This window comes from Brevibacillus brevis (genome assembly GCF_022026395.1).
Lineage (GTDB): Bacteria > Bacillota > Bacilli > Brevibacillales > Brevibacillaceae > Brevibacillus.
This window is the reverse complement of sequence record NZ_CP041767.1, coordinates 2,409,176-2,432,907: the sequence shown is the minus strand read 5'-3', so window position 1 is coordinate 2,432,907 and position 23,732 is coordinate 2,409,176. Positions and strand designations below refer to the sequence as shown.

Below are 23,732 nucleotides of genomic sequence, written 5' to 3'. Positions count from 1 at the left end.
GACCAAAACAAAACAGAGGGGGAAAAACGGGTACACCAAAATGAATGGTGCCCATTTCTCCTCCTCTGTCCTTGGTACCTGAGAGTTACCTTGCGAATCAGATGGGGGGTTACATCGTTCCCCACTTGCAAGTTTCCCCTTTGGTGGCTCATGTGAGCTCTCTCCAGAGTTGCGTCCGGTAGAGGTACTTTTGCCTGAGAGATTCACCGTTTACCGGCTTGCTCCTTCGGCGCTGCCAAACGTTCAAGCAGTCTCTCCCTACTACCATCATTCGCGGTTGTTTCATGGTCATACATAAGTTTCTGCTGTCATTTCCATACTAAGGGATGTACTACCTCTTTATCCTACCATGAGAGTCCAAAGTTGAAAATATACAAATTAACAGTCAGATTCAGAAAAACTTAACAAAACACATTGACAATAGATAAATGTTCAGTTTTTTGACGATAACCTTGAAAGTTATGGCAGAGCTATGAAAAGGAGTATCTTATATGCCGAATGTTCCTATTTCATTTGATACGAGTTGGATCAATCCGCTTACAGAACGCATGCAAGAAGATGGCCCCTGGGATAAGTGGGAGCTGTTCAAGCTCTCATTGGAAGCCGAGGAAGCGATGGCTGTTCACGAATTTGACCAGCTACAGTGTCTGAAATACCTCCCACTCTTATCGCCATTTCCTCACCAGTTGGACACAGCAAAACGGGTCCTGCTAGAAATGCGCGGTCGTGCCATTCTCGCAGATGAGGTCGGTCTGGGAAAGACGATCGAAGCAGGATTGATCATGAAAGAGTATATGGTTCGCGGCTTGGCTAAAAAAATTCTCGTCCTGGTTCCGGCCTCTCTCGTGATTCAATGGACAAAAGAGCTTCATCAAAAATTCGGCATTGCAGCCGTCGCACAAAAAAAAGAATACATGTGGCGCCAGCACGAAGTCGTGGTTGCATCGATAGATACAGCAAAACGAGATCCGCACAGGCGACACGTACTCGACATCGATTACGATATGCTGATCATCGACGAGGCCCATAAACTCAAAAATAAACGGACACGCAACTATCAGTTCGTCAAAGAGATCCGCAAAAAATATTGCCTGCTCCTTACAGCCACCCCCATTCAAAACGAGATGGACGAGCTGTACAACCTCATCAATTTGTTAAAGCCAGGTCATCTCGGCCATACTTCCACCTTCTCTACCAATTACGTAGAGGGCAAACGCCAATCCAAAAACAGCGAGAAATTGCGGGAAGAAATTGAAAAGGTCATGATTCGCAACAAACGAAGTGATGGCGGTATCCAATTTACCAGCCGCCGCGTTCAGTCCATTCCGATTGACCTTTCGCCTGAGGAAATGACGTTGTACGAAGGCGTGACCCGCTTTGTCCGCGAGCAGTACCAAACTGGATTGGGGGTTGGGGGCTTCAACTCCCTTGCTTTGATTACCTTGCAGCGTGAGGTCTGTTCAAGTAAGGAAGCTGCATTTATGACGCTGTATAATATGCACCAGCGCACTGGCGAGGACTCTCCCCTGCGTACGCAAATTCTTGAGCTAGTCGAGATGATCAAACAAATTGAGACGCATTCCAAAGCTGCCAAAACGGTTGAGCTCATTCAACAAATCAACGACAAAGTGATCATTTTTACAGAGTACCGGGCAACACAAAACTACCTGCAAAAATATTTGCATGACCACGGCATTACTTCTGTCCCCTTTCGCGGCGGCTTTAAACGCAGCAAAAAGGACTGGATGACTGATCTTTTCCAAAACCGAGCACAAGTCCTGATCGCGACGGAAGCAGGCGGCGAAGGTATCAATTTGCAGTTCTGCAATCAGGTGATTAATTACGACATGCCTTGGAATCCCATGCGAGTGGAGCAACGAATCGGTCGCGTCCATCGACTGGGTCAAAAAAGGGATGTGCACATTTACAATTTATCGACAACAGGAACGATCGAGGAGCATATTCTCAAGCTGCTGTATGAAAAAATCGATCTGTTTGAAATGGTCATCGGTGAACTCGATGATATTGTGGAACGCCTGAATCTAAATCACTCCTTGGAAGATAATCTGATTCAAATCATTATGGATTCCCGTTCGTCCAAAGAAATGGCGCTAAAGCTCGATAACATTGGACACGCCATTCGGGCAAGCAAAATAACAAAAGAAGCCGTCCCGCTTTCTGAGGCGGCTGACCAATAATTTTTGTTGGAAACAAAAAAGAAATGAGGTCTCCTGATGCAGCAACAACAGGTCAGACAATTTGTCGAGCGCTATTTGGCGACTTTTTCTGCCCATATCGTCGAGTCTCACCCGGATTATTTCACAGTCAAGCTCCCTGTCGAGGTGGACAAAGATATCGGCAATCGCCCTTTTTACTGGAGCTGGGTAGATAAGATGAATTTGGCTTATCAGCCATTGGTGCTCACCTTTACTTTTCATCCGGATTGCACGCCTGAAGGTTTGCGATCTGAGCATCTGCATATAGGCGCTACCCGCATGCAACAAATTTTCGCTTCAGCCAAAAAGCACGGCAGCTTTGTCTGTATGTACGAGCAACAAGGGGGCCTTTTAGGTAATGCAGGCAAGCGTAGGTCAACCCCTCTCGTGCCTTGGCTCGGGATGAATTTAAAGATTTCTCTGCTCTGTGACAAGCGACGGGACATTTTATTGTACCTGGGGATTAATTTGCATCAGCCACGGCTGGTGACGGATTTCACATCGTTTTTATTTTCACTTTCCCTGACCCCTGCGATCCCTGACTACTACTACACATTGGATCGGAAGGTTACCATACAGGAAGCCCTCCAAATGGCACAGCAGGAAGTCGAACATACACTGGAACAAGAAGATCAGCAATGGGCAGAGGAAGCGCGCACACGTTTGCGTGAAGAGTTGGCCATCTTGGAAGCGTACTATGAAGAATTGGCACGACGCGAACCGGAAAATCAGCAGACAAACACAGACGAAGCCGAAGAAGAAGAAGCAGAGCAGCCGGAAGCTCAGCCGTCACTCGAGCAAGAAGCTCTGCACCCCGAGCCTGATCCAGCTGGACCAACTTCTGTCGAACAGCCCGTATCTTTTGACGAATACCGGGCGTCTGGCGGACGAATCCTCGACTTTTTACGTACAAACGGAATCCCAATCACTCCACGCGAAGAGGTTAATCAAGCTGAGTGGAAAAAGAGCACGCCAGATGAGGAGCGACAACGCAGAAAAGACGAGCTGGCATGGCAATACGAGCCGCGGATCGAAGTTTCGTTCATTAATGGTGGCTTGTTCTATTTATCTTCCGTTCCTCCGCTCTTGCGGTCATCGAAAGCAAAAAGCATGCGACATCTCCCCGCATCAGGGCGAATCATGTAAAAGATCAACGAGAAAATGTGAAACAGAAAAGACACGTTGCAACAAATCTTTTTGTCATAGCTGGTTACAATAGGAATAGGTTAAGCCTTTACAAAAGGTGGTGCATAGTTGTGACCAGACGATTTTTTCCTTTTATCGCTGCTCTTTTGGCTCTAATGCTGCTTTCCTCACCAGCTTTTGCGCAAGACGAAGCTAGCTGGGACAAGCAATTCCAAGCACAAATTCGAGAATGGATGGATGCGATCGCAAGCCGAGACCCTCAATTCAAGCAATGGCAAGACGCAAAGACGGACGTGCAAACACTTGGTGCGGGACAGCATCAATGGCTGGTAAGTATAAAAAAAGCGGACAAGCAAGTAGGATATTTGGTGGTAGGAGAAGCACCTGATTCCACTACCCATCAAAAATTTGTTCTGCTGGAATACGGTGTCGGGGAGTACATCTTGTTCGATGACGCTTTTGCTCCGAAGGAAATCGCGGCAGAGCCAGTTTATGACGGGTTCGCTTCCTACTGGCTGATCACCCAGAAGTCAGATACACAAATGGTCAATGCAAAAACGGGAGAAATGTATCCCACTTCTTTTCAAATTAGTGAACCCGCTGTCGATGCTTTTGCAGACGAGCAGCTCATACAAAATGGCCAACGCCTGACTCAAATGAGAATTTTAAGCGCAGCCGAGTCTGATCCTTTTGATCATATCGGGTGGGTCAGCCAAATGAGTACAACGGATACGGACGTGTCCTGGAACCAATTATGGCAGCAAGATTATACCTCACCGGTAACATTAGCCGTCCCGATTCATCAGTCACAGGTTTTGGCACCCTTTGTCGTGGGGTCCCTGCATTTATGGAATGATCAAAATGCTTATGTCGGTGTATGGGATGAGGGCCTGCGCTTTGTTCCGTATTCGTATGCCCATCGCGTCGGACGATTTTTCGTAAACGAAACAAGCTCTCCTGCCGAATAACCGGTTGGAGAGCTTGTTTTTTACGTTTTCTATTCACCGATGTTCTGTAGGAGAGAGACGTTCATGAACGGCATGAAAAATTTCATTGACCGTCATACCCTCTGCATTAATGACGGGAGCTCCAGTAATCGTTTTGTTTTGATCACCCAGTACGTTGATATCCTGTCCTGTAATGACAATCGCATCTACCACCTGCTGCCAGTTGCCCAGATCAACAACTTCGTAACCATTTTGACGCAGCATCTTGCACACTTCAGACAGGGAATTTTCTACCGCTACTCTCGCCATATGCACCCTCCGTCTCGTTCATGATAGGTTTACGAATTTTATTTGCGCCACAACAATCGAATGGACATGGGAATGGCACCAAACCAGCGTGACGACCAGGACTCCCGTGGAGTCTTACGCAAACGGCGTTCATCTTTTGGGGTGTCCATGTACTGGACAAACAGTTTCGTCAGGTACTTTAAATATTCCTGAAAGGACATCGCACTTGACCTCCTTCTTACTCGTGGATTCCACCACGGCGCAAGCGCTGTCCCCTCTATTGTTCCCCGTCCTGTGTTCTTTCAACCACTTGGCTCGTAATTTCCATCACGATATCGGAAAGGCTCTTTCCTGTCGTATCCACCTGAATCGGAGCGAAATCGTATACACCTGCGCGCTCCGTCATTAAGGTTTTTACCCTGGTTGCGACTCCTCCTGTCAACAACGGCCGGCCTGTATCATTTTCCAAACGCTTGATGAGCTCCTCTTCCGTGGCATGCAGCGCGATGACGATGCCATGCTCCATCATCATCTCTACATTTTGCTTCCGCAATACAGCTCCTCCCCCAGTTGTTACTACCTGAGATCCTACTGCCAGTAATTGCGCCAGACGTTTCGTCTCAACGTCTCGGAAATACGCTTCTCCTTGATCCGTGAAGATTTCTGGAATACTCCGACCTTCACTTTCCACAATCGCATCATCCAAGTCCGTATGCTTCATTCCCAAAGAGGCAGCGAGTGCGGCGCCAACCGTGGTTTTTCCCGTTCCCATAAATCCGACCAACACCAGGTTTTTCATTTTGTTTCTGCCGCCCTTCCAATCGTTTGGTATGTATTGATCTTCACCGTTTTTTGTTGTTGATTGTACGCTGTCTCATATCCCAATGCTTTTTCAAAAAAGGACAGTGGAACCATCGTACGTTCTTTGATCTCAATTAACGGGCTGCCTAGATCGATTCGCTTCCCATCTACGTCAGCAAAGCGCTCCCGTTCCTTTATAAATACCTCGCGTCCATTTCCTTTTACGCGGATCATTTGTTTCTTGTCGTCCCAGCTAATCGCTAATCCCATTTTCTCACCGAGCTCTCGCAACGGGATATACACCGTATTTTGGGTGACCCGAGCTGGAATCGATGGATAAAAACTCATGTTATTAATGATTGTGGTGATATAGGGTTCCAATTGAACAGCACCAAAGCCATTCTTATTTGCACTGTTGGTATACAGGGTGAAATATTTCGCTTCCCCTTGCAAGGTTTGTCCAAGCGCCTGATCGAGATGCTCTGCACCAATGACACTGCCATGATAATTTTGCTGGACGCGCTGCAAGAATCGCTTATAGGCATCGTCACCAATTTTGCGGCGCAGGTTGTCGAACAGGAGTGCTCCCCGGGAATACCAGGTCAGCTTAAACTCTTCTTCGGTGGCAAACCTCTGCAATGGCTTGTCGAGCTTTCCATTTGGATAACGCTCTTGCAAACGTTTAACATCCCGGTTGTACGTATCCAGCAGAGTCGTAGCTGATTGAGCACCATAACGCTTCTGCAAGTAATGGGAAACACCGAGCTCTACCAGCCCCTCATCAAGCCACCCATGCGAGGACTCCAAGGTAGCTACACTGTTGTACCACCAAAGATGTCCTACCTCATGCGGCAGCCAATGATCGATCAAATTATTGTGATGCATGTCTCTTTTGAACACAGCGAGGTTTGCGTATTCCATGGCGTACGTCGTTCCTGAACTTGTTTCCGCAATCGCCACATGCGGATACGGCAACGGTCCATACATGTCGATGAAAGTAGGAAAGACCGATTGGGCAATGGTCTTGATTCGTTCAATGTTACCTTTATCCACGGAAGCAATGTCCACCGTTAAATTCGGAGCAAATTGAATCGTTTCAATGTGATAAAGCGGACTTCCCACCAATCCAAAGTTCAACAGATTTTTTGCTTGATAATGGACTTGCTGCTTATTTCCACCGATTGACTTCGTTTGCCCTCTGCCCCACGAACTGACCCATTTGTAGCCTTGTGGAGAGGTAAATGACACATCGTAATCTCCATAGTGGTAGACGAATGGATCACCAAAATCAACGCGTTGCGGCGGGTCATACCAAACGCCTTTTTGATTTTGGGCCCCAAGCATCGGGTACCAAGTCGTCAACGTCCATATATCGTCTTTGACCCCAAAACGTGTGCCTCTGCGTGGAACCGGGTTCTCGAATTCAATGGTTAAGGCGCCACGAAGCTCCTTACCAAGAGGATTTGCCAGCTTCACCAGCGATTGACCACGTTCAAAAGAAAGCGGCTTGTCCTTGTAGCGAATCGACTTCACCGTCATTTTGTTCCAAAGGTAATCGTAAATATACAATCGTACATCTGGCGTTTTCGGATTATCGAACTCCAATGTCATGTTTCCGGTTATTTTTGCTTCAGACGTATGTAATTCAGCTTGAATCTTATATACCGGGTTTAAATCCTTTACATAAGACGGCAGAGGCGGATCATATGAAAATGGATCGACGAACGTTTGCTCCCCCTCAGGTGATTGATTCATGGCAATGATTTGAGAAATGGCTGGCCAATACGCGACGACCCCAACTGAGCCGAAAAAAACGAGGATCGTCACGCATACGAGCAAGCTGGTTTTATGTAGTGATTTCATGACAGCCCCCATATAATAAATCGCCCGGCGGCAGGCGCTATATGTTTTTGTTTCATTGTAGCAAATATATGTCAAACTGAGTAGAAATTCAGGAGATTCTGTAGAGAAACCGCCTTATTTGGCGATGATCTTTCTGTGAAAATAAAAAGCCGCCACTCATTGTATCGTAATGATTGGCAGCTTACTTTAGTGTTTACCAGGTTTCGTACATAATTTTTCCGGTCTGGCTCAGATCATATCCTCCGACTGCTTCCAGTTCCTTTTGAAATGGACGCGACCCGAGAACATCAAGCACTGCCTGAATGAGCTGCTCGTTGTCCTTGTTTTTCAACAAGACGAGGTCATATCGCTCACGAATAGTAGGGACAAACTCCACTCCGACGAGTGAAGCTGCCTTTTCAATGCCCACCCCTACGTCTGCCTCGCGCCGTGCTACTACCCCTGCGACTGCCAGGTGATTGGACTCTTCCCGTTCATAGCCAATCACGTCACTCCCCGCTATTTTTGCCAATCGAAACTGCTCTTCAATCAACGTGCGTGCACCTGACCCTTTTTCCCGATTGACCATGCGAATGCCCGGCTTCGTGAAATCGCTCCATGCTTTCATCTGTTTCGGATTGCCTGCCTGAACGTAAAATCCGGCCCAACGTGACAACATATTGATGACAACATAACGATGCCCACACAAAATGCGACGAATATACGGGACATTGTATTCATTGGTATCCCCATCGTACAAGTGAGTGCTGACGATATCAGCCTTACCCGTATACATCGCCACAAGGCTGTTCAGAGAGCCCACGTACGAGCGAAGCGGTCGGTATGCCTCATCCTTTTTCTCCAAATGCCCAGCCAGTAGGTCCAAGCTCACATCCTGCCCGCTGATAATGATATTCCGACCTGTGCCAGCCTGCTCATGTCGTGACGGCTGCTGAGCTTGTCCTGTCTGCGGGATGCTGACAGCTGAGGCTTGTCTGTATTCCCCCTTTGCCTTCGCCTTGTACGCTTCCAGATCGCTTTCGTCTACGCGCATTTGCCGACCGACCCGATATGCAGGCAGCTCGCCTTTTTTAATCAAGTCGTAGACCGTCAGCTTAGAAATACGTAGAATTTTTGCTATTTCTTCGGTGGTGTAAGAATTTTGTTGACTCATGTCCCGCCTCCGTTATCTCCTTTGCTCTATTTTCAAACAAGTGTCGTAAAATCGCAATTGATTATTCATTACGAATCCATATAATCTAGTTATGTCCAGTTATAATTAATTATAACTAAATATAATTATGGGGGTCCTTTTTTATGAAGAAGCACTGGTTAGCCTTATTGACAGCATTTTGCTTGATGCTGACTGCTTGCTCGACAACGCAAACAGCGCCACAAACAAGTGAGCCAGCCAAAACCGATGCAGCAAAGGTAGAACTGATGATTTCTGCTGCTGCCAGCTTGACAGATGCCTTGAATGAGTTGAAAACCCAATACGAAACAGAACACCCGGGAACGACCCTCACCTTTAACTTCGGAGGCTCTGGCAAACTCGCCACACAGATTACACAAGGCGCTCCGTCTGACGTATTTTTGTCTGCTAGTAAAAAAGACATGGACGGTCTAGCGGAACAGCAACTGATTGCCAAAGACACACGCCAAGACTTCACGCAAAACTCGCTTGTTCTCATTGCGGGTAACACAAGTGCTGTCGCTATCTCTTCTTTTGAAGAGCTAAACAACTCAGCAATCAAGCATATTGCCGTCGGTGAGCCTGATACAGTCCCGGCAGGACGATATGCAAAAGAAACATTGGATACGCTGAAAATGTGGGATTCTCTTTCGGCACAAATGGTATTTGGCAGCGATGTTCGCCAAGTCTTGACCTTCGTAGAATCCGGTAACGCCGAAGTCGGCATTGTCTACTCCAGTGATGCCGCAGCTTCGAAAAATGTTAAGGTATTGGCGACAGCAAAGCCTGAATGGCACAAGCCGATCGTTTATCCAGGTGCAGTCGTCAGCGCATCGAAGAACCCAGATGCAGCAAAAGCTTTTCTAGCCTACTTGACAAGCGATAAAGGAAAAGCGATCTTACAGAAGTACGGGTTTCAATAAACCAAACGAATCGAATTGGAGGTGGCAAGCGTGATCGAAACCAATCTTACTCCTTTGATGCTCTCCCTTAAAGTTGCTGCGCTCTCCACCTCCTTTGTTTTTGTCCTGGGGATGGTTTTTGCAAGGTGGATGACACAAAAAGATTTTTGGGGGAAGAATGTGCTGGAGTCCTTCTTTTTGCTTCCGCTTGTTCTTCCTCCTACTGTTGTTGGCTTCGGCTTGTTGCTGCTTTTCGGAAAAAATGGTTTTCTCGGTCAGCTTCTGCATGAATGGTTCAATATTACCGTCGTCTTTACGCTGACAGGAGCCGTTATTGCCTCGATTGTCGTTTCCTTTCCGTTGATGTATCAGAGTGCAGTCGCTGCCTTCACGGGAGTGGATCGTCGTTTGGAGAATGCGGCACGCACGATGGGTGCTTCCGAATGGCGATTATTCTGGACCGTTACCTTTCCGTTGGCTTGGCCTGGCCTGTTGGCAGGGTTTGTTCTTTCTTTTGCACGTGGTTTAGGGGAGTTTGGCGCTACGCTGATGCTCGCAGGCTATATCCCTGGGAAAACCGATACGATTCCCGTCGCCATTTATTTTGCTGTTGAGGCTGGTCAAATGGATAAGGCATTGTTTTGGGTCGTCATTATTGTTTCCTTGGGGATGGGTACGACTCTCTGGCTGAATTGGTGGAGTCGTCGCAATGTGCGCAGGTACGCCAATCAAAAGTAAGGCAGGTGAATGGTCATTGCTCTTTGTCCACATACAGAAGCGTTTGCCTGATTTTACTCTGGATGTGTCCTTTTCGGTGCAAAAGGAAATTGTCGTGCTGTTCGGACCATCCGGCTCTGGCAAAACAACGATATTGAACAGTATTGCAGGTCTGGTTCATCCTGATACGGGTGTGATCCAATTAAACGAGAACATCTTTTATCGAGAAGGACAGAAGCCGCTACCTGTACAAAAACGCAACATCGGGTATTTATTTCAAGATTATGCGCTGTTCCCTCACATGACCGTCGAGCAAAATGTTCGCTACGGCTTGAAAAAGGGGCATGAGCTGAATGTAGAACCATTGTTGTCCACGGTAGGAATCGATCATCTGTTGCAAAAATATCCTCACCAGTTATCCGGGGGACAAAAACAACGGGTGGCACTTGTACGAGCGCTGGCGACTGAACCAGACATCCTGCTCCTTGATGAGCCTTTATCCGCGCTGGATGCGGATACCCGTAAACAATGCCAGGATGAGTTGCTTCGCCTTCACGCCATGTGGAACATCCCGTTTCTGCTGGTCACCCATGATCGTGAGGAAGCCGAGAAGCTCGCCAATGTCATTTTCCTGATTGACAACGGCACAATCAAAGAACGGAAAAATGAAAAAAGCCATTCAGCAACGTCCCTCTCCCGATAATGGGATGGCATTGCTGGATGGCTTTTTACCTATCGAGCTGTGATTGGTTCAATTTTTACATCGTTTTGCTTTGCCCACTTATGTACTTCGCCAAGGAATTGCAGTACGTCATGGCTCTCGTGATGGACACAAAGGGTATCGGCTGCCAAGTCAATGTGCTCGCCATTAACCGTCATTACTCTTTGTTTTAAAACGAGCTGACGTGTCTGCTCCATGCGTTCTTCCTTGCTGATCAGCACGCTTCCTTCCAACTCACGCGGGGCCAATCGACCATTCGGCAAATAAGCCCGCTCTGCAAATACTTCCTCTGCCACCTGTAGCCCGTATTCCAAGCCTGCCTCTACAAGTTTGCTGCCGGACAGTGCATAGAGGATCAGCTCTTCATCAATATCCGCAATGGCTTGAACTACCGCTTCGGCGAGCTCTGGGCGTTCAGCCGCTTCGTTATACAGCGCGCCATGCAACTTTACATGGTGAAGCTCCCCGCCGAGTGCTTTTGTAGTTCCAGCCAAGGCTGCAATTTGATACAGCACCAGCTCATACACTTCATTGACAGACAAGTTCATCGAACGACGTCCGAAGCCTTGAATATCTGCATAGCCGGGATGTGCCCCGATTTTCACATCATGCTTGAGTGCAGCTTCGATTGTTCTGCAAATAATATGGGGATCCCCTGCATGCAATCCGCAAGCAATATTAACGGAGGTGATCCATTTCATAATCCCCAAATCCTCTGATTGTCGACCTCTACTGAAGCCCTCTGCCATATCGCAGTTAATATCCAGATGAATCATGTATGCTCACCTTTCTTTCACTAATCTATCTCTTGAAAACGCATTCATGCGCGTGACTTCTCGTTTTCTTCCACTTTAGCATACCATGTACGCCAGTTTAACAAAAGCAAAAAAGCTGCCGAAAAATGGCAGCTTATGAACAACTTATGTCGAACCAACGGTTGCTTGACTGCTTTCTTCTGTCTGTAAGGTCTCTGCTAGTGCCATTACCTGGTTCTTTTCTTGTTTATAATCGTATTCCTTTGCCTTATCCGGTCTGGCATTGTTGTACTCTACCGGGATCTCGTGGCGATGGGAACGTTCAATTTTCGTTACAAAGTGCAGCTTTTCCATAATGCGAATCGTTTCGTCCAACAAATTGGCATCCACATACATCGAAACGTAATTTAAGCGCTTGGAGATGTAATGAATGGTGCCAAATTTGCGTAAATTTTTGGCGGCACGCGTGTTTTTCACCCACACGGCGACCCCCAGACGTCGCTCTCTCATGTTTGGCCGTCGGTCTCCTTCCCAATCGTGGTATACTTACTGGTGAAAGCTTATTACAGAAAGGAATCGTGGTCTATGCTGGCTACGTTTTATCATCAATTTGAGGAAGCGCTTCACCGCGAAAAAATCGTGACCCATAGCAGTTGGCAAACATATGCAGGCCAGCTCTTTTTCTATGTATGCAGTACGCTCCCTGCTCCTCTCTTAACGAAGCAACTCATGGAAACAGGAGAGCGCCTGACCACTGATACCAAATTACAGCCAGAATGCATTTACGTGCGTTCAGATGACGTGCAACACGTGTATCGCTTCCGCTTTCGTGTACCTGACGAAAAGCAATTTTGCTGTGGCAATCTTTGTGAAAACTGTTTTCTGCTGCGTCAAAATGAATCTGGAACAGCGTAAATTACGATGGCTTTTTCACGCTGCAGCCACAGCTTCCGCCTGTCCCGCAACCGCTGCCCTGCGCCTCTAAAAACGGATTGTTGCTCGGTACCTTGATCGTTTCCGAGACGGAATGAGCAATGGTTCTACTCACCTGATACAAGAGTTCATCCAGAGCATCTTCTGCTCGCTTGAATGCCTGTACGGAATCCCTCAGTTCAATGCTGCGTTTCAATTCCCGTACTTCTTTGGATATATGATTGTAATCCGGGTGATACTTCCCGAACCGTTGCACATCTTCGTACTGTTCCTTCTTAGCCTCGAACACGACGAGCAGACGTTGCACTTCCTCATCTGCTTCCATTTGGCGTTTGGCCTCCAGATACTCTGAGACCTCGCGCGATTGGTTAATCATCGTGGACAGCTCATGAGACTCCATGATCAACTGTGACATATCCACAGCTTCCAATGTTTCCATAAAGCGAGACCTCCTTTCGCCGTAAAGCTTGAAAACTTTACGTCATTCCTGATTGTATCACGATGCACACCCTTAGTACAGATATTCGGGCACTACAATGCGCACTCGCTCGATGTTCTCGAGACGGTAAGACTGTTTGCCGCCCTGTCCGGCAATCGTAACCATCCAGTACCCCATTTCCAGGCGTACTTCTGTTGGTAGCCCGCGCAGCTTTTCTTTTCCACTTTGCTGGATCTCGACTTCCAGCTTCAGTTCTATTGCACGCTTAAACAAATCCCGCATCGATTGTGGATGATACGATTGGAAATGCTTCGTCCACATTTTGGGAAGTGCTGCGATTTGCTCATTTTGCTCAGGGAACGTGTTTTCTATAGCATAACCGTCCCAGGGCCTTTCAATGAGAAGCAGGCCCTTATTTCCCGTTTGACTGTTTTGAAGTGGCTGGAGCTCTTTGCCTGCACTAGCAACATGCGCCAGTACTTGTGGTTCATAGCCGAAGTGCCGTAGTAAACGAATCAATTCTTTTTCCTGCGTGAACGGAATCAAAAATGAAGTCGGCGAGATCACTTGGGTAAGAAATGGTCGAAAATCAGGAATTTCGCGCCATTCCTCCAGAAATCCAGCATGTGCTGTCCGCACGAGGAAGTACGGCTCCATTTGAATCTGCCTCGCTGTTCTCGCCCATTGGCTCACAACCTCAATCAAGCTTTCAGGCAACGGATGAACACAGGAGGCACGGAGCTTTTCGATGACTTGCTCCTCCGTCCCTCCTTGGGCCAAATACGATTGCAACAGCCTTGCTTGCAATTCACCCCGAATCAATTGCCCATCAAATTGGAGCTGGCAAAATCGGCTGATCTCCCATACTTCCAGCAACGGGACAAGCGGAGGGATTGTAATGGCACCTGTGGGGTCCACAAACCAGCCTTCCTCCGCCGACAATCGCGGCAAGCTGCTCCAACGCCAAAAAATCATTCGATTCTCGTCCATTCCGAGCTGAATCCATCCCAAGCCTAACAGCAAATGCAGCCATTGCTCCACAATCAGCTCCCCTGCATTGTCGGGCAATGGGAATCCGGCATCTTTTAACATGCGCAATTGCTCATGGATGGAGCACCACTGCTCGACTGGAACCTGTCTCATCAATTGAATGAAAAATTCCCACCAGTCGCCATGCGGCAAAAATTGTTCCATGACGAGTTGGTACATCTCTTCCCAACGTACGAGAGGAGGTTGCTGCAACCATTGCTTCGTTCGATTGAGATCTAGGACAAGTTCCCGCTCTTCCCTATGCACCAAGCTCAGTCTGAGCGCAATATCGAGGACAACGGTCAAGGATAAGCCCTCTCTCTGTTCCTGATCGATCGGCGGAATGATGATTCCTTTTACATGCTCATCTGTTAACGAGAGCAGCGGCAGCATTTTTTGCGACATCCTGCGATGAATACTTCCTTTTTGCGTAATGGGAATTTGGTTGTCCCGAACAAACAACAAAAGCCCAAAAAGATCCAGCTGTATCCCTCTGCCTGCTGATATATAATAAGGGAGCGTTTTTGAAAGAGAAACAAAAGCCTGAGAGGCTTCCGGCAGCATTAGATTCGTCAACTGCTCGCGAACCTCCTGTGGCATCAAATAGCCAATCTCACTCCACATTTTTCGTACAGTCAAGATCAGTCCAAGCCGTCGCAATTTCGTCAAGCCGACTGACAGATGTCTGTGCTCTTTTGCCGTTTCGCGTTCCCAGGTTCGTTTGCTAAAAAAACCTCTCGTCGCTTTGGTTACGAAAAGCCGGATAACGGTTCGTTCCAACTCATCTGCCTGTCTCCATACTTGCCCAATAAAAATCGGGTCCAATAATCTCGCTGTTAAATCTTGCTCTTCGGCAATCTGATATCGTTTGGTTTGTTCATGTAGAATCGCTTGTCGCGTTGATTCGGACAGGTATTCCAGCGAATCCTTCACACGCACGCCTGTCACCTCGGTCTATATGATGTTCGATTCATTACTTTTACCAATTGGAGGGATCTTGATGTTGCATGTATTTCCTAGTTTACTCTTAACGGCAACCTTGGCAGTAACGGGTATACAAGTCTTGTCACCTCAACATCCTACCGTATCTGAGCCTGTGGCGAAAGAGGCTGTACAAGCAGATGCTGTTTACGAGGCCGTTGCTGCTCCCTATCCTCCTGCCGTGCAGGAAGCTTTGAAAAAAGTTCGAAAAAATGGCGGACACACCATTGTTCGTGCCAATGGAAAATCCTATGTTGTCGTAGGTGCAGGACAGCGCCCTACAGGAGGATATCGTTTAGTGGCGGATCAAGTCAAGCGGACTGGCCCTCATGCCTTTGCCGTACACGTTCGGGTACAAGCACCCGCTCCAGGTTCGATGAAAACCCAAGTCATCAGCTATCCGACTTTGGTGATTGCCCTGCCAGACCAGCAAGCAAAAGTCAGTGTGCATATGCGTTAGTCTATCCATGAAAAAAGCCGACAGTTCGAAAGCCACAAGGCGTATCGAAGTCGGCTTTTTTCCTTTTCCCTACAGTACCCTTTGCTTATCAGGGCTTTACCTCAATGGAAAAGCTCTCTGCAACACCATACGACTCGTGGTTATTATGGGCCAATTCTACCTTGACCTCATGCTTCCCAGCAGGGATATCCTTCAAGACATAGCTAGGCTCAAATACTTTGGCGATCTTTTTGCCGTCGAGGTACAGATGTACATGACCTTCCCCGTGCTTGTTTTCTTTTCCCATGTTTTCGAGGGAAAAAGAGAAGTTCGTAACAGCCAATTTGAGCTGCAAATCATCTTTCTCAAGGGTATGCGTCACAGCGAGTGTCGGCGCTGCATGATGAGCGTGCGACTCGTCTGCTACCACTTCGGTTTGCGCTTGTTGGTTCGCATACACAAACCATTCCACACCAGCCGCAATGGCAATCAATAGAAACAAGCGGAAAAGAAATCGTTTGGTTTTCACCGGAGCTGCTCCCTTCCAAAATGAGTCTTACCCCAGTGTGCCCGACTCCTGTTTGGTTCATTCATCCATTTTTACTGCATGACCTCCCCTGCTATCCATACATACTCAGCTTTCCAATAGGCAAAAGTAACCACAAGATGCTTTGGGGAGGTCATTGACTGCTTATGAATACATCGAATGAAACTCTTTCCATTTTTGCTTTAGGAGGAGTATATGAAATCGGCAAAAACATGTACGGGATTCAATATGGGGATGAAATTGTCCTCATCGATTGTGGCTCGAAGTTCCCGGATGAGAGTTATTTAGGAATTGATCTGATCATACCGGACATTAGTTATCTGCTGGAAAATCAAGAAAAAGTCCGAGCTTTGATTGTCACGCATGGGCATGAGGATCACATCGGGGGCATTCCTTATTTTTTGCGACAACTAAACGTCCCTGTGTACGGTACCCGCTTAACGTTAGGTCTTATCGAATTAAAGCTGAAGGAGCATAATTTGCTTCATCAGTCCACCCTCATCTCCATCGATCGTGACTCTACTATTTCATTGGGCTCGCTCTCGATCAGCTTTTTTCAGACGAACCATAGCATCCCCGATTGCTTGGGCGTTGTATTTGAGACAAAAGCAGGCTCCATTGTGCATACGGGTGATTTTAAATTTGATTTAACGCCGGTGCATAAGCAATCCCCCGATTTGCACAGAATGGCTGAAATCGGTCAGAAAGGCGTATTGGCTTTGTTGTCGGAAAGCACCAATGCGGAGCGTCCAGGCTTTACCCCGTCAGAAAAACACGTAGGCGATCGTCTGTTAGAGGCATTTAGTAAGGCACAGCAGAAAATCTTTGTCTCGACGTTCGCTTCCAATGTATACCGTCTCCAACAAGTCATTGATGCCGTAGAAGCAACGAATCGAAAGCTAGCTTTGCTGGGTCGAAGTATGGTCAATGTGGTCAAAATCGCATCGGAACAAGGCTATTTGCATATTCCAGAAGACATGCTGGTGGAAGTAGAAGAAGTAAACGAGCTCGATCCAGCCCGTGTTGCTGTTCTGTGCACGGGAAGCCAAGGCGAACCAATGGCTGCTCTATCCCGGTTGTCGACCTCCGGCTATCGGCACGTGAAAGTAGAACGCGGCGATACTGTGATCCTCTCTTCATCCCCTATTCCAGGGAATGAACGAAATGTAGCGCGCATCGTCGACAACTTGTTTATCATGGGTGCCAACGTTATTTATGGCTCCGGGACGGGTATGCATGTATCCGGTCATGGCTTCCAGGAAGAATTGAAGCTCATGCTCACTCTCATGAAGCCAAAATACTTTATCCCCATTCACGGCGAGTATCGGATGCTCCATCAACATCGTCTGTTGGCTGAATCCGTCGGCGTTGATTTCGAGTCCATTTTCATTGTGAATAACGGAGATGTCGTGGATATTCAGGACGGTGTGGCTATGCAGGAAAGAAAAATCCCTGCTGGAAATACGTTGGTGGATGGTTTAGGAATCGGTGATGTAGGGAATGGAATATTACGGGATCGCAAACATCTTTCGGAAGATGGCATTCTCGTGATCGTTGTGACGCGCAGCAAAACCGACGGCAAGATTTTGTCGGGTCCTGACCTTATTTCTCGCGGATTTATCCATGCCCCGGAATCGGAGGGCCTGTTGGAAGAAGCGACTCGCATTGCATCCGAGGTGATCACCAATTTGCAGGAAGCAAATGTGAGCCAGTGGAACCGCTTGAAACAAGGAATGCGGGAATCGATTGGGAAATTCGTGTATGCCAAAACAAAGCGCAGACCCATGATCCTGCCGATTATTATGGATGTGTGAGGGAAAAGCCTTCTTTTAGGAGGGCTTTTCCAGCATGTTATTTTCAATCTTGGGGTGATTTGAAATGGTGAAAATGGTTAGACTTTTAGCGTGCTTTCTTGCAATCTTTTTTATTTTCTTTGCTTCAGTTCCAGAGTCTGAAGGGGCAGAACTCAAGGCAAATGTCATTGTAGATTCAATGATTTATGGAAGATCAGAGGACAACAACACGTTTTTTATTTATGCCCTATTACTTAATCTAGGTGAAGCAACCGCTACAAATTTTAGCTACGCAGGTCTCTCATTTGAGGGCAAAAACGGAATGGACCACTTCTACCCCGAAACTAGCCACACTGTTATCAATTCATCGTTGAAGCTAGAGCCGGGACATTTTGTAGAAGCAAAATTTGAACTGCCCTTAGATTTTATTGATTCTAGGTTTAAAAACATAAATGACATCAAAAAAATTAGTATTTTGATTATCCGCGATAACTCTGCTCCTTATAAAGACGACTCACCAGTGACTGTGACCGTAAATAATAAAAAGCTTGTGCAACAAATCTTTGTTGAAAATGATGTCACTTATGTTTCCCTTCGCGAGTTAGCCGACGTTCTTGGTGCTACGATCCAGTGGAATGATCCTACCCAAACGGCAACGCTCATCCTGAGAGACAACTTCATGGAATACGATAGACAAATAGTCATACCGGTTGGCAGTGATCGCTTTATTGATCAAGGTCGCGAAACTACTGTGTCGGGAAAAGCGAAGCTGTACAATAACACCACCCTGGTTGTACCTTTACGAGATATTGTAGAAATGCTGGATTACTATGTTGTTTTTGAACATAAAGGGGGTCAGAAAACGATCGTCGTCATTCCGAATGATCTTCTTTATAGATGAGAAGGGAAAAGCCTTCTTTACTGAAGGCTTTTCTAACATGATATTTTCAATCTTGGGGTGATTTGAGTTGGTGAAAATGGCAAAACTGTTTATGTGCCTTCTTTCGAGCTTTTTTATTTTCTTTGCTTCGGTTCCAGTTTCCTTGGCATCATTGGAGAAGAATCCTTTACTGTTCGAATTTACGGAAGTAAAATTTGTAACCAAGCCAGATGGAAGTCACTATGCACAAGGATACTTGAACTGGGGAAATCTCAGTCCTTATGAAATTATTGAACTTAAGGGAAGCATTGATTTGCTCAATAAGCAGGGACAAAAAATCAGCACGAAACCTAAATCCATTGAAAGTTATCATCTCGATTCGGGTACTAGTGGTTATGACTTTTTTGAATTGGTAGACTTTGATCTTGTTCCTTCCGTTACAAATCCCAAACAAATCGAGGGTGCTTATCTAAAACCAACGTATACATTTACATTAGGAAAAAAAGCTGAACTCAGACCTGACATCGTACCAGGAGGAATAACATTTGGGCCGTCCGGGGACACTCTCTCCATCAAGACCATTTTAATTAATCACGGAGAGGCAACAGCCTCAAATTTTAAATACTCGGGAATATCATTAACCGATCAAAATGGAATGGTACACTTCTATTCTGAAACAAATCACGATGTTATCAATTCATCATTGCGGCTAGAACCGGGGCAATTCGCCCGTGTATCCTTTCAAATACCAATGAATTTTATCAATTCTAAGTTTAATAGCTTTCAAGATATATTCACGATAAAGTTTTCTTTTACGCATGAGAACTCAGCACCTTATAAAGATACAGCCCTGAGTGTGACAGTTAATAATAAAAAGCTTAATGATTTAATCTTGGTTGAAAATGATGTCACATATGTGCCACTTCGCGACTTAGCGGATGCTTTTGGTGCTACTCTTCAATGGGACGATTCAACTCAGTCCGCAACAATCACAAAAGAGACCTACCCGGGAAGCGCAATTTGGATTACCATTCCAGCAGGGAGTAATCGATTCATCATCAATAATTACCCAGTTACTGCATCGGCAAAGGCAAAGCTGCACAATAATACCATTCTTGTGGTCCCGTTACGAGAAGTTGCAGAAATGTTAGAGTGCGAGGTTATTTTTGTTCATAAATGGGGGCAGAAATCCATTATAGTGATCCCATACGATTTTAGCGAAGATTAACAACTTCAATCACCTTCGCCAGCTATGGGATAGAATAAATTAGAAAAAGAGAGCCCACCAGCTCTCTTTTTTAACATTCAAAATATCTTCTTCGCATCCCGCTCTTCCTTCAAAATCTCTACAGCCTCGCGGAAACGCATAGAGTGGACGACTTCCCGCTCCCGCAAAAACTTCAAGCTGTCCTGCAAATCAACATCGTCGGTCATGTCGATCAGCCATTGATACGTCGCGCGGGCTTTTTCTTCTGCTGCGATATCCTCATACAAATCAGCGATTGGATCGCCCTTGGCAGCGATGTAGGCAGCCGTCCACGGTACACCACTGGCATTGTTGTAAAAGAGCGCCCGATCATGATTGGCGTAATGGTCACCCAGACCGGCTTCCTTCAATTCTTCTACCGTCGCGTCTTTGGTCAGCTTATACACCATCGTGGCAATCATCTCGAGATGCGCAAACTCCTCGGTAGCGATATCCGTTAATAATCCGACCACTTTATTTGGGATTGTATACCGCTGATTCATATAGCGCAAAGCGGCTGCAAGCTCTCCATCTGCTCCTCCGTATTGCTCAATCAAATACTTCGCCATTCTCACATCGCACTTACTGACACGAACCGGATACTGTAGTTTTTTTTCATAGATCCACATCGGTTTCGTTATCCCTCTCTTCTAAACTTGCCAAGGCCATGGATCATCATTCCACTGCCACGGATAGCCTGAATAGCTGCGGCCAAGATTTTGCAAAGGTCCATACAGCCTCTCATACTCGTTTGCCAAAACCCAGCGTTGTTCCGTTAAATCGTTAAACTGCTGGAGCGCATTCTGATCGGTTGGATGGGTATCTAAGTAAAGATTTAGCTCTACCAGCACGAAGTCGATCGCTTGCAACTGTTCAAGCAATGCGTAATATTGTTCATCGCCAAATCTATTTTCAGCTGTCATGTGCCTCCCCTCCCTAAATGACTCAGTCTGGGGTCATATGGGCTAAAAAGCGCCGGCCATAGCGTACCTAATTTCAACGCTTCCATCGGGCTGTATTGCGGCAAGTTCTCCGGCTGAAACTGCATAAAAAGCTGAGGGGGCACCTGGTATGTCTTTACCCGAATCGGCGGACAAGGATCGAAGGGACCAACGTACGGAAAGTAGTCGCGTGTTTGCGAATGCAATGCCAATATCCTCCTCCAACTTGCAATGTCACTTCCTTCATGACTACACTATGCAGCCCACCCAGTAGGCGTGATTGCTACCCCAAAAAGAAAGGCATTCTCCTCCCCCGTTGCTTCATCCCGTCACTTGCAAGCTACCAATCATGCCGCTTTCTTTGTGTCCCGGGATCGTACAATAAAATTCATAGTTTCCTTCCTCCAATGCCTTCCACACTGTTTCAACAGACTCTCCTGGTTTGGCGTGCAAGTGAACCACACCCTCAACCATTCCTCCATGCTGATGTTCACTGCTTGATTCTGAAATCGTAACGATTTTTCCATGAGAGGCAACCTTAATATCGTGCTCTACATTGCCATCATTTTGAAAGACGACTTTGATCTCCGTATCTTTTTTAACAGTAAATTGGTTCGGTTTATAGGAAAAGTCGACGGCTGTGAGGGTGATTTCTGTCGCATAAAGCGCCGGAGATGGAAACGGTAACGATTGAAACCAGAAGAAGACGGCAAGCAGCAACACAGCTGGGGTAGCTGGATGATGAAAAAAGGAAGACCACTTCGTTTCTTTTTTATTGAAATCAATCAGCTTGGATACGAGTAGCATACATACGGTATAGAGCATGACGAAAACAAACAGGAGAGGCTCTACTTTTTCACCGGGAACCATTTCTCCCAGCATCGCGCCCATCATCCCGCCCATGACGCCAGATAAGATTCCTTCTACAATACTCAGGATCGACAATGGAACGCCTAGCAAAAAACCAGACAATCCACCTGCCAGCATTCCCCACATAGTGGATACATAAAGGTCTCCCTTGTAAACATCGCCGAAGATCAACCCTCCGATCAGGCCAATTATCATACTGACAGACATCGTGCTCATCATGCCTTGCATATGATCGATCCCTTGCTTTCGTCGCCAAATAAACCATGTGAAGCAAGCATAAGCGAGACTGACGTAGATCAGGACCTGATACACCGCGCTCAAGATACCACCCCCGAGTATATTCCCCTCATTGTAAAGTATGTCCTACGCCAACTAAATAGGACAAAACGAACTAGAAAAGGACACCCTCGTTGAATTCATGCATAGACCGTCGTCTTCGTCTTTTTACTGCGAAAAACATCCCCTGCTTCATTTCAAAACTTGTCCAGATTTTGCACCGTCACACGCTTTCTCCATTATAAAAAGCTTCATTTCTGAAGCTTCAGGCTGTCGAGAAAGTCGACAGCCATTTTTGTTTCACTTAATTTTAAAGCGACACCGCGTTAATTTGTTATAATTCTTATAATTACATTTAACAGTAGGTGATAATTGTGCTTTCCTCCAATGATAAAAATCCGCAAATGCATTACGAATTTGTGTGCCTCGATGAATTGGTCCCAGAGGACCATTTATTAAGGGTCATCCAAAAACATATAGATTTCTCTTTCATCCGAGAAAAAGTACGTCAATATTATTGCGAGGATAACGGTAGACCTTCCATTGATCCTATTGTTTTATTTAAAATGATTTTCATTGGATACCTTTACGGTATCCGCTCAGAGAGGCAGCTCGAAAAAGAAATCCAGACTAATATCGCCTACCGTTGGTTTCTTGGCCTTTCTTTAACAGATCGAGTTCCAGATCACACAACAATCAGTTGGAATCGTCGAACCCGTTTTAAAAATACAAATGTTTTTCAGGAGATTTTTGATGAAATTGTGCGTTTGGCGATTCAGCATCGAATGGTCGCTGGACGTGTATTGATAAGTGATTCCACGCATCTTAAAGCAAATGCGAATAAACGAAAATTTAAGAAGCATGTCATCGAGAAAACGAGTCGTGCCTATCTCAAAGATTTAGAGGCAGCAATTAATGAAGACCGCGAAGTACATGGAAAAAAGGATTAAAGCCTAGAGAGGGTGTGAAGGAAGAAAAGGAAATCAAGGTGAGTACTACTGATCCAGAAAGTGGCTACATGGTTCGAGACAGCAAGCCCGAAGGCTTTTTCTATCTCGATCACCGGACCGTCGATCATAAGTACAATATTATTACCGATGTCCATGTCACTGCTGGCAATGTCCATGATTCCGTTCCTTACATAGATAGGCTGAATCTCCAAATCGAGAAGTTTGGGTTTAAGGATACAATTGAAGCAATTGCATTAGATGCTGGTTACTTAACTACTCCAATCTGCAAGGCACTTCACGATATAAATGTATTTGCTGTCATCGGTCATCGTGCCTTTACACCTGTTAAAGGCCTTTTTGCTAAATGGCGTTTTAAATATGCTCTGGAGTCCGATGTGTACATATGCCCTCAAAAACATAAGCTTACTTATTCGACTACTGATCGAAACGGATACAGGATGTATAAGTCCAATAAAGAAATTTGTAAAACTTGTCCAAGGCTTACTGAGTGTACCCGATCTAAAAATCACCAAAAGGTGATAAGCAGGCACGTTTGGGAAGAGAGTAAGGAATGGGTTCGACAGAACCGTTTAAGTAAATCAGGGAAATATTTGTATAGATTAAGATACCAAACCATAGAGCGAAGCTTTGCAGATGCTAAAGAACTGCATGGGCTTCGCTATTGTAGGTTACGCGGACGTGAAAATGTCCAAGAGCAGGTATTGATGACAGCAACAGTTCAAAACATTAAAAAGATAGCACTACACCTAGCGAAAGCAAGTTAGGTGCAGGCTATCCTCTTTTTCAGCACTTCGTGCTGGAACAATACCAAAAAGAAATCCCCAAAATGGGGGTTTCTCTTCAGTCTGAAGCTTCATTTC

General features: G+C 46.2%; 26 protein-coding genes and 1 riboswitch. Of the genes, 12 read left to right on the top strand and 14 right to left on the bottom strand.

Features of this window, described 5'->3' with window-relative positions; all coding sequences use genetic code 11:
- Positions 1 to 172 precede the first annotated feature (172 nt).
- Positions 173 to 270, bottom strand: a riboswitch (glycine riboswitch).
- Positions 271 to 491: 221 nt separating this feature from the next.
- The 3 genes from FO446_RS11995 to FO446_RS11985 all read left to right on the top strand — a co-directional run bounded on the left by FO446_RS11995 (position 492) and on the right by FO446_RS11985 (position 4,330).
- On the top strand, positions 492 to 2,198 hold the full coding sequence (locus tag FO446_RS11995) for a DEAD/DEAH box helicase (protein WP_173609635.1): 1,707 nt from the start codon (positions 492 to 494) through the stop codon (positions 2,196 to 2,198).
- A 36-nt stretch (positions 2,199 to 2,234) separates the two neighbouring features.
- On the top strand, positions 2,235 to 3,362 hold the full coding sequence (locus tag FO446_RS11990; RefSeq protein WP_237900730.1) for a YqhG family protein: 1,128 nt from the start codon (positions 2,235 to 2,237) through the stop codon (positions 3,360 to 3,362).
- Positions 3,363 to 3,472: 110 nt separating this feature from the next.
- Complete coding sequence (locus tag FO446_RS11985; protein ID WP_237900728.1) at positions 3,473 to 4,330, top strand: hypothetical protein; 858 nt, start codon at positions 3,473 to 3,475, stop codon at positions 4,328 to 4,330.
- 33 nt (positions 4,331 to 4,363) lie between these two features.
- Here the strand turns inward: FO446_RS11985 and FO446_RS11980 are convergent, their stop codons facing one another.
- The 5 genes from FO446_RS11980 to FO446_RS11960 all read right to left on the bottom strand — a co-directional run bounded on the left by FO446_RS11980 (position 4,364) and on the right by FO446_RS11960 (position 8,414).
- Positions 4,364 to 4,618 carry a YkuS family protein gene (locus tag FO446_RS11980; protein WP_106785704.1) on the bottom strand — a complete coding sequence of 85 codons (255 nt, stop codon included), beginning with the start codon at positions 4,616 to 4,618 and terminating at the stop codon, positions 4,364 to 4,366.
- Positions 4,619 to 4,656: 38 nt separating this feature from the next.
- Positions 4,657 to 4,818, bottom strand: a complete 162-nt coding sequence (locus tag FO446_RS11975) for a YqzE family protein (RefSeq protein WP_007725773.1) — start codon at positions 4,816 to 4,818, stop codon at positions 4,657 to 4,659.
- A 56-nt stretch (positions 4,819 to 4,874) separates the two neighbouring features.
- Positions 4,875 to 5,396: a shikimate kinase gene (locus FO446_RS11970; RefSeq protein WP_237900726.1), complete on the bottom strand. Its 522-nt coding sequence runs from the start codon at positions 5,394 to 5,396 to the stop codon at positions 4,875 to 4,877.
- Positions 5,393 to 7,261, bottom strand: a complete 1,869-nt coding sequence (locus FO446_RS11965; RefSeq protein ID WP_173609639.1) for a stalk domain-containing protein — start codon at positions 7,259 to 7,261, stop codon at positions 5,393 to 5,395. The genes FO446_RS11970 and FO446_RS11965 overlap by 4 nt, the downstream gene beginning before the upstream one ends.
- Before the next feature lie 193 nt (positions 7,262 to 7,454).
- Positions 7,455 to 8,414 (bottom strand): substrate-binding domain-containing protein, encoded by a 960-nt coding sequence (locus FO446_RS11960; protein WP_237900724.1) that lies wholly within the window; start codon positions 8,412 to 8,414, stop codon positions 7,455 to 7,457.
- 143 nt (positions 8,415 to 8,557) lie between these two features.
- Here FO446_RS11960 and modA point away from each other — a divergent pair, with 143 nt between their 5' ends.
- The 3 genes from modA to FO446_RS11945 are packed head-to-tail and all read left to right on the top strand — an operon-like array spanning position 8,558 to position 10,754.
- Positions 8,558 to 9,355 carry a molybdate ABC transporter substrate-binding protein gene (gene modA, locus FO446_RS11955; protein ID WP_237900722.1) on the top strand — a complete coding sequence of 266 codons (798 nt, stop codon included), beginning with the start codon at positions 8,558 to 8,560 and terminating at the stop codon, positions 9,353 to 9,355.
- Between the two features lie 30 nt (positions 9,356 to 9,385).
- Positions 9,386 to 10,072, top strand: coding sequence for a molybdate ABC transporter permease subunit (gene modB, locus FO446_RS11950; protein WP_106785708.1), 687 nt, complete (start codon positions 9,386 to 9,388; stop codon positions 10,070 to 10,072).
- Between the two features lie 16 nt (positions 10,073 to 10,088).
- Positions 10,089 to 10,754: an ABC transporter ATP-binding protein gene (locus FO446_RS11945; protein WP_173609840.1), complete on the top strand. Its 666-nt coding sequence runs from the start codon at positions 10,089 to 10,091 to the stop codon at positions 10,752 to 10,754.
- A gap of 29 nt (positions 10,755 to 10,783) precedes the next feature.
- Here FO446_RS11945 and FO446_RS11940 read toward each other — a convergent pair whose 3' ends face one another.
- Together FO446_RS11940 and FO446_RS11935 are read right to left on the bottom strand one after the other, a co-directional pair.
- Positions 10,784 to 11,548, bottom strand: coding sequence for a LamB/YcsF family protein (locus FO446_RS11940; RefSeq protein WP_173609642.1), 765 nt, complete (start codon positions 11,546 to 11,548; stop codon positions 10,784 to 10,786).
- A gap of 144 nt (positions 11,549 to 11,692) precedes the next feature.
- Positions 11,693 to 12,037, bottom strand: a complete 345-nt coding sequence (locus tag FO446_RS11935; protein ID WP_007725782.1) for a YlbG family protein — start codon at positions 12,035 to 12,037, stop codon at positions 11,693 to 11,695.
- Positions 12,038 to 12,112: 75 nt separating this feature from the next.
- On the opposite strand from FO446_RS11935, the gene FO446_RS11930 reads away from it, so the two are divergent.
- Positions 12,113 to 12,442: a hypothetical protein gene (locus FO446_RS11930; RefSeq protein WP_173609643.1), complete on the top strand. Its 330-nt coding sequence runs from the start codon at positions 12,113 to 12,115 to the stop codon at positions 12,440 to 12,442.
- Between the two features lies 1 nt (position 12,443).
- On the opposite strand, the gene FO446_RS11925 is transcribed toward FO446_RS11930, so the two are convergent.
- Positions 12,444 to 12,899 (bottom strand): YlbF/YmcA family competence regulator, encoded by a 456-nt coding sequence (locus FO446_RS11925; RefSeq protein WP_173609644.1) that lies wholly within the window; start codon positions 12,897 to 12,899, stop codon positions 12,444 to 12,446.
- Positions 12,900 to 12,971: 72 nt separating this feature from the next.
- Positions 12,972 to 14,867 carry a hypothetical protein gene (locus FO446_RS11920; RefSeq protein ID WP_237900720.1) on the bottom strand — a complete coding sequence of 632 codons (1,896 nt, stop codon included), beginning with the start codon at positions 14,865 to 14,867 and terminating at the stop codon, positions 12,972 to 12,974.
- 61 nt (positions 14,868 to 14,928) lie between these two features.
- On the opposite strand from FO446_RS11920, the gene FO446_RS11915 reads away from it, so the two are divergent.
- On the top strand, positions 14,929 to 15,369 hold the full coding sequence (locus FO446_RS11915) for a protease complex subunit PrcB family protein (protein WP_237900718.1): 441 nt from the start codon (positions 14,929 to 14,931) through the stop codon (positions 15,367 to 15,369).
- 88 nt (positions 15,370 to 15,457) lie between these two features.
- Here FO446_RS11915 and FO446_RS11910 read toward each other — a convergent pair whose 3' ends face one another.
- The gene (locus tag FO446_RS11910; protein WP_173609647.1) at positions 15,458 to 15,877 is read right to left on the bottom strand and encodes a thioredoxin domain-containing protein; all 420 of its coding nucleotides are present in this window, start codon (positions 15,875 to 15,877) and stop codon (positions 15,458 to 15,460) included.
- Positions 15,878 to 16,041: 164 nt separating this feature from the next.
- Here FO446_RS11910 and FO446_RS11905 point away from each other — a divergent pair, with 164 nt between their 5' ends.
- The 3 genes from FO446_RS11905 to FO446_RS11895 all read left to right on the top strand — a co-directional run bounded on the left by FO446_RS11905 (position 16,042) and on the right by FO446_RS11895 (position 19,796).
- Positions 16,042 to 17,709: a ribonuclease J gene (locus tag FO446_RS11905; RefSeq protein ID WP_173609648.1), complete on the top strand. Its 1,668-nt coding sequence runs from the start codon at positions 16,042 to 16,044 to the stop codon at positions 17,707 to 17,709.
- Positions 17,710 to 17,773: 64 nt separating this feature from the next.
- The gene (locus FO446_RS11900) at positions 17,774 to 18,589 is read left to right on the top strand and encodes a copper amine oxidase N-terminal domain-containing protein (protein WP_221867169.1); all 816 of its coding nucleotides are present in this window, start codon (positions 17,774 to 17,776) and stop codon (positions 18,587 to 18,589) included.
- A 76-nt stretch (positions 18,590 to 18,665) separates the two neighbouring features.
- Positions 18,666 to 19,796: a copper amine oxidase N-terminal domain-containing protein gene (locus tag FO446_RS11895; protein WP_229088215.1), complete on the top strand. Its 1,131-nt coding sequence runs from the start codon at positions 18,666 to 18,668 to the stop codon at positions 19,794 to 19,796.
- A gap of 77 nt (positions 19,797 to 19,873) precedes the next feature.
- On the opposite strand, the gene FO446_RS11890 is transcribed toward FO446_RS11895, so the two are convergent.
- The 4 genes from FO446_RS11890 to FO446_RS11875 form a co-directional block, all read right to left on the bottom strand.
- Positions 19,874 to 20,443: a manganese catalase family protein gene (locus tag FO446_RS11890; RefSeq protein WP_007725798.1), complete on the bottom strand. Its 570-nt coding sequence runs from the start codon at positions 20,441 to 20,443 to the stop codon at positions 19,874 to 19,876.
- Positions 20,444 to 20,464: 21 nt separating this feature from the next.
- Complete coding sequence (locus tag FO446_RS11885; RefSeq protein ID WP_173609651.1) at positions 20,465 to 20,737, bottom strand: spore coat protein CotJB; 273 nt, start codon at positions 20,735 to 20,737, stop codon at positions 20,465 to 20,467.
- Entirely contained in the window at positions 20,734 to 20,961 is a 228-nt protein-coding gene (locus FO446_RS11880) for a spore coat associated protein CotJA (RefSeq protein ID WP_173609652.1), read from the bottom strand. The genes FO446_RS11885 and FO446_RS11880 overlap by 4 nt, the downstream gene beginning before the upstream one ends.
- A 115-nt stretch (positions 20,962 to 21,076) precedes the next feature.
- A complete protein-coding gene (locus tag FO446_RS11875) occupies positions 21,077 to 21,937 on the bottom strand; it encodes a cupredoxin domain-containing protein (protein WP_237901059.1) in 861 nt (286 codons plus the stop codon).
- 368 nt (positions 21,938 to 22,305) lie between these two features.
- On the opposite strand from FO446_RS11875, the gene FO446_RS11870 reads away from it, so the two are divergent.
- Positions 22,306 to 23,636 (top strand): IS1182 family transposase gene (locus tag FO446_RS11870; RefSeq protein ID WP_237901043.1). Its coding sequence is split into 2 segments (ribosomal slippage): positions 22,306 to 22,846 and positions 22,846 to 23,636, totalling 1,332 coding nucleotides; the frame shifts between segments, so codons are not numbered across the junction.
- Positions 23,637 to 23,732: the final 96 nt, after the last annotated feature.

What these genes read in the sequence shown, in the direction of transcription:
- FO446_RS11990 (WP_237900730.1), top strand. Translation starts at nt 2,235, where the DNA reads ATGCAGCAACAACAGGTCAGACAATTTGTCGAGCGCTATTTGGCGACT.
- FO446_RS11885 (WP_173609651.1), bottom strand. Translation starts at nt 20,737, where the DNA reads ATGACAGCTGAAAATAGATTTGGCGATGAACAATATTACGCATTGCTT.
- FO446_RS11960 (WP_237900724.1), bottom strand. Translation starts at nt 8,414, where the DNA reads ATGAGTCAACAAAATTCTTACACCACCGAAGAAATAGCAAAAATTCTA.
- FO446_RS11940 (WP_173609642.1), bottom strand. Translation starts at nt 11,548, where the DNA reads ATGATTCATCTGGATATTAACTGCGATATGGCAGAGGGCTTCAGTAGA.
- modA (WP_237900722.1), top strand. Translation starts at nt 8,558, where the DNA reads ATGAAGAAGCACTGGTTAGCCTTATTGACAGCATTTTGCTTGATGCTG.
- FO446_RS11970 (WP_237900726.1), bottom strand. Translation starts at nt 5,396, where the DNA reads ATGAAAAACCTGGTGTTGGTCGGATTTATGGGAACGGGAAAAACCACG.
- FO446_RS11900 (WP_221867169.1), top strand. Translation starts at nt 17,774, where the DNA reads ATGGTGAAAATGGTTAGACTTTTAGCGTGCTTTCTTGCAATCTTTTTT.
- FO446_RS11925 (WP_173609644.1), bottom strand. Translation starts at nt 12,899, where the DNA reads ATGGAAACATTGGAAGCTGTGGATATGTCACAGTTGATCATGGAGTCT.
- FO446_RS11895 (WP_229088215.1), top strand. Translation starts at nt 18,666, where the DNA reads ATGGCAAAACTGTTTATGTGCCTTCTTTCGAGCTTTTTTATTTTCTTT.
- FO446_RS11965 (WP_173609639.1), bottom strand. Translation starts at nt 7,261, where the DNA reads ATGAAATCACTACATAAAACCAGCTTGCTCGTATGCGTGACGATCCTC.
- FO446_RS11975 (WP_007725773.1), bottom strand. Translation starts at nt 4,818, where the DNA reads ATGTCCTTTCAGGAATATTTAAAGTACCTGACGAAACTGTTTGTCCAG.
- FO446_RS11935 (WP_007725782.1), bottom strand. Translation starts at nt 12,037, where the DNA reads ATGAGAGAGCGACGTCTGGGGGTCGCCGTGTGGGTGAAAAACACGCGT.
- FO446_RS11915 (WP_237900718.1), top strand. Translation starts at nt 14,929, where the DNA reads ATGTTGCATGTATTTCCTAGTTTACTCTTAACGGCAACCTTGGCAGTA.
- FO446_RS11905 (WP_173609648.1), top strand. Translation starts at nt 16,042, where the DNA reads ATGAATACATCGAATGAAACTCTTTCCATTTTTGCTTTAGGAGGAGTA.
- FO446_RS11980 (WP_106785704.1), bottom strand. Translation starts at nt 4,618, where the DNA reads ATGGCGAGAGTAGCGGTAGAAAATTCCCTGTCTGAAGTGTGCAAGATG.
- FO446_RS11890 (WP_007725798.1), bottom strand. Translation starts at nt 20,443, where the DNA reads ATGTGGATCTATGAAAAAAAACTACAGTATCCGGTTCGTGTCAGTAAG.
- FO446_RS11930 (WP_173609643.1), top strand. Translation starts at nt 12,113, where the DNA reads ATGCTGGCTACGTTTTATCATCAATTTGAGGAAGCGCTTCACCGCGAA.
- FO446_RS11995 (WP_173609635.1), top strand. Translation starts at nt 492, where the DNA reads ATGCCGAATGTTCCTATTTCATTTGATACGAGTTGGATCAATCCGCTT.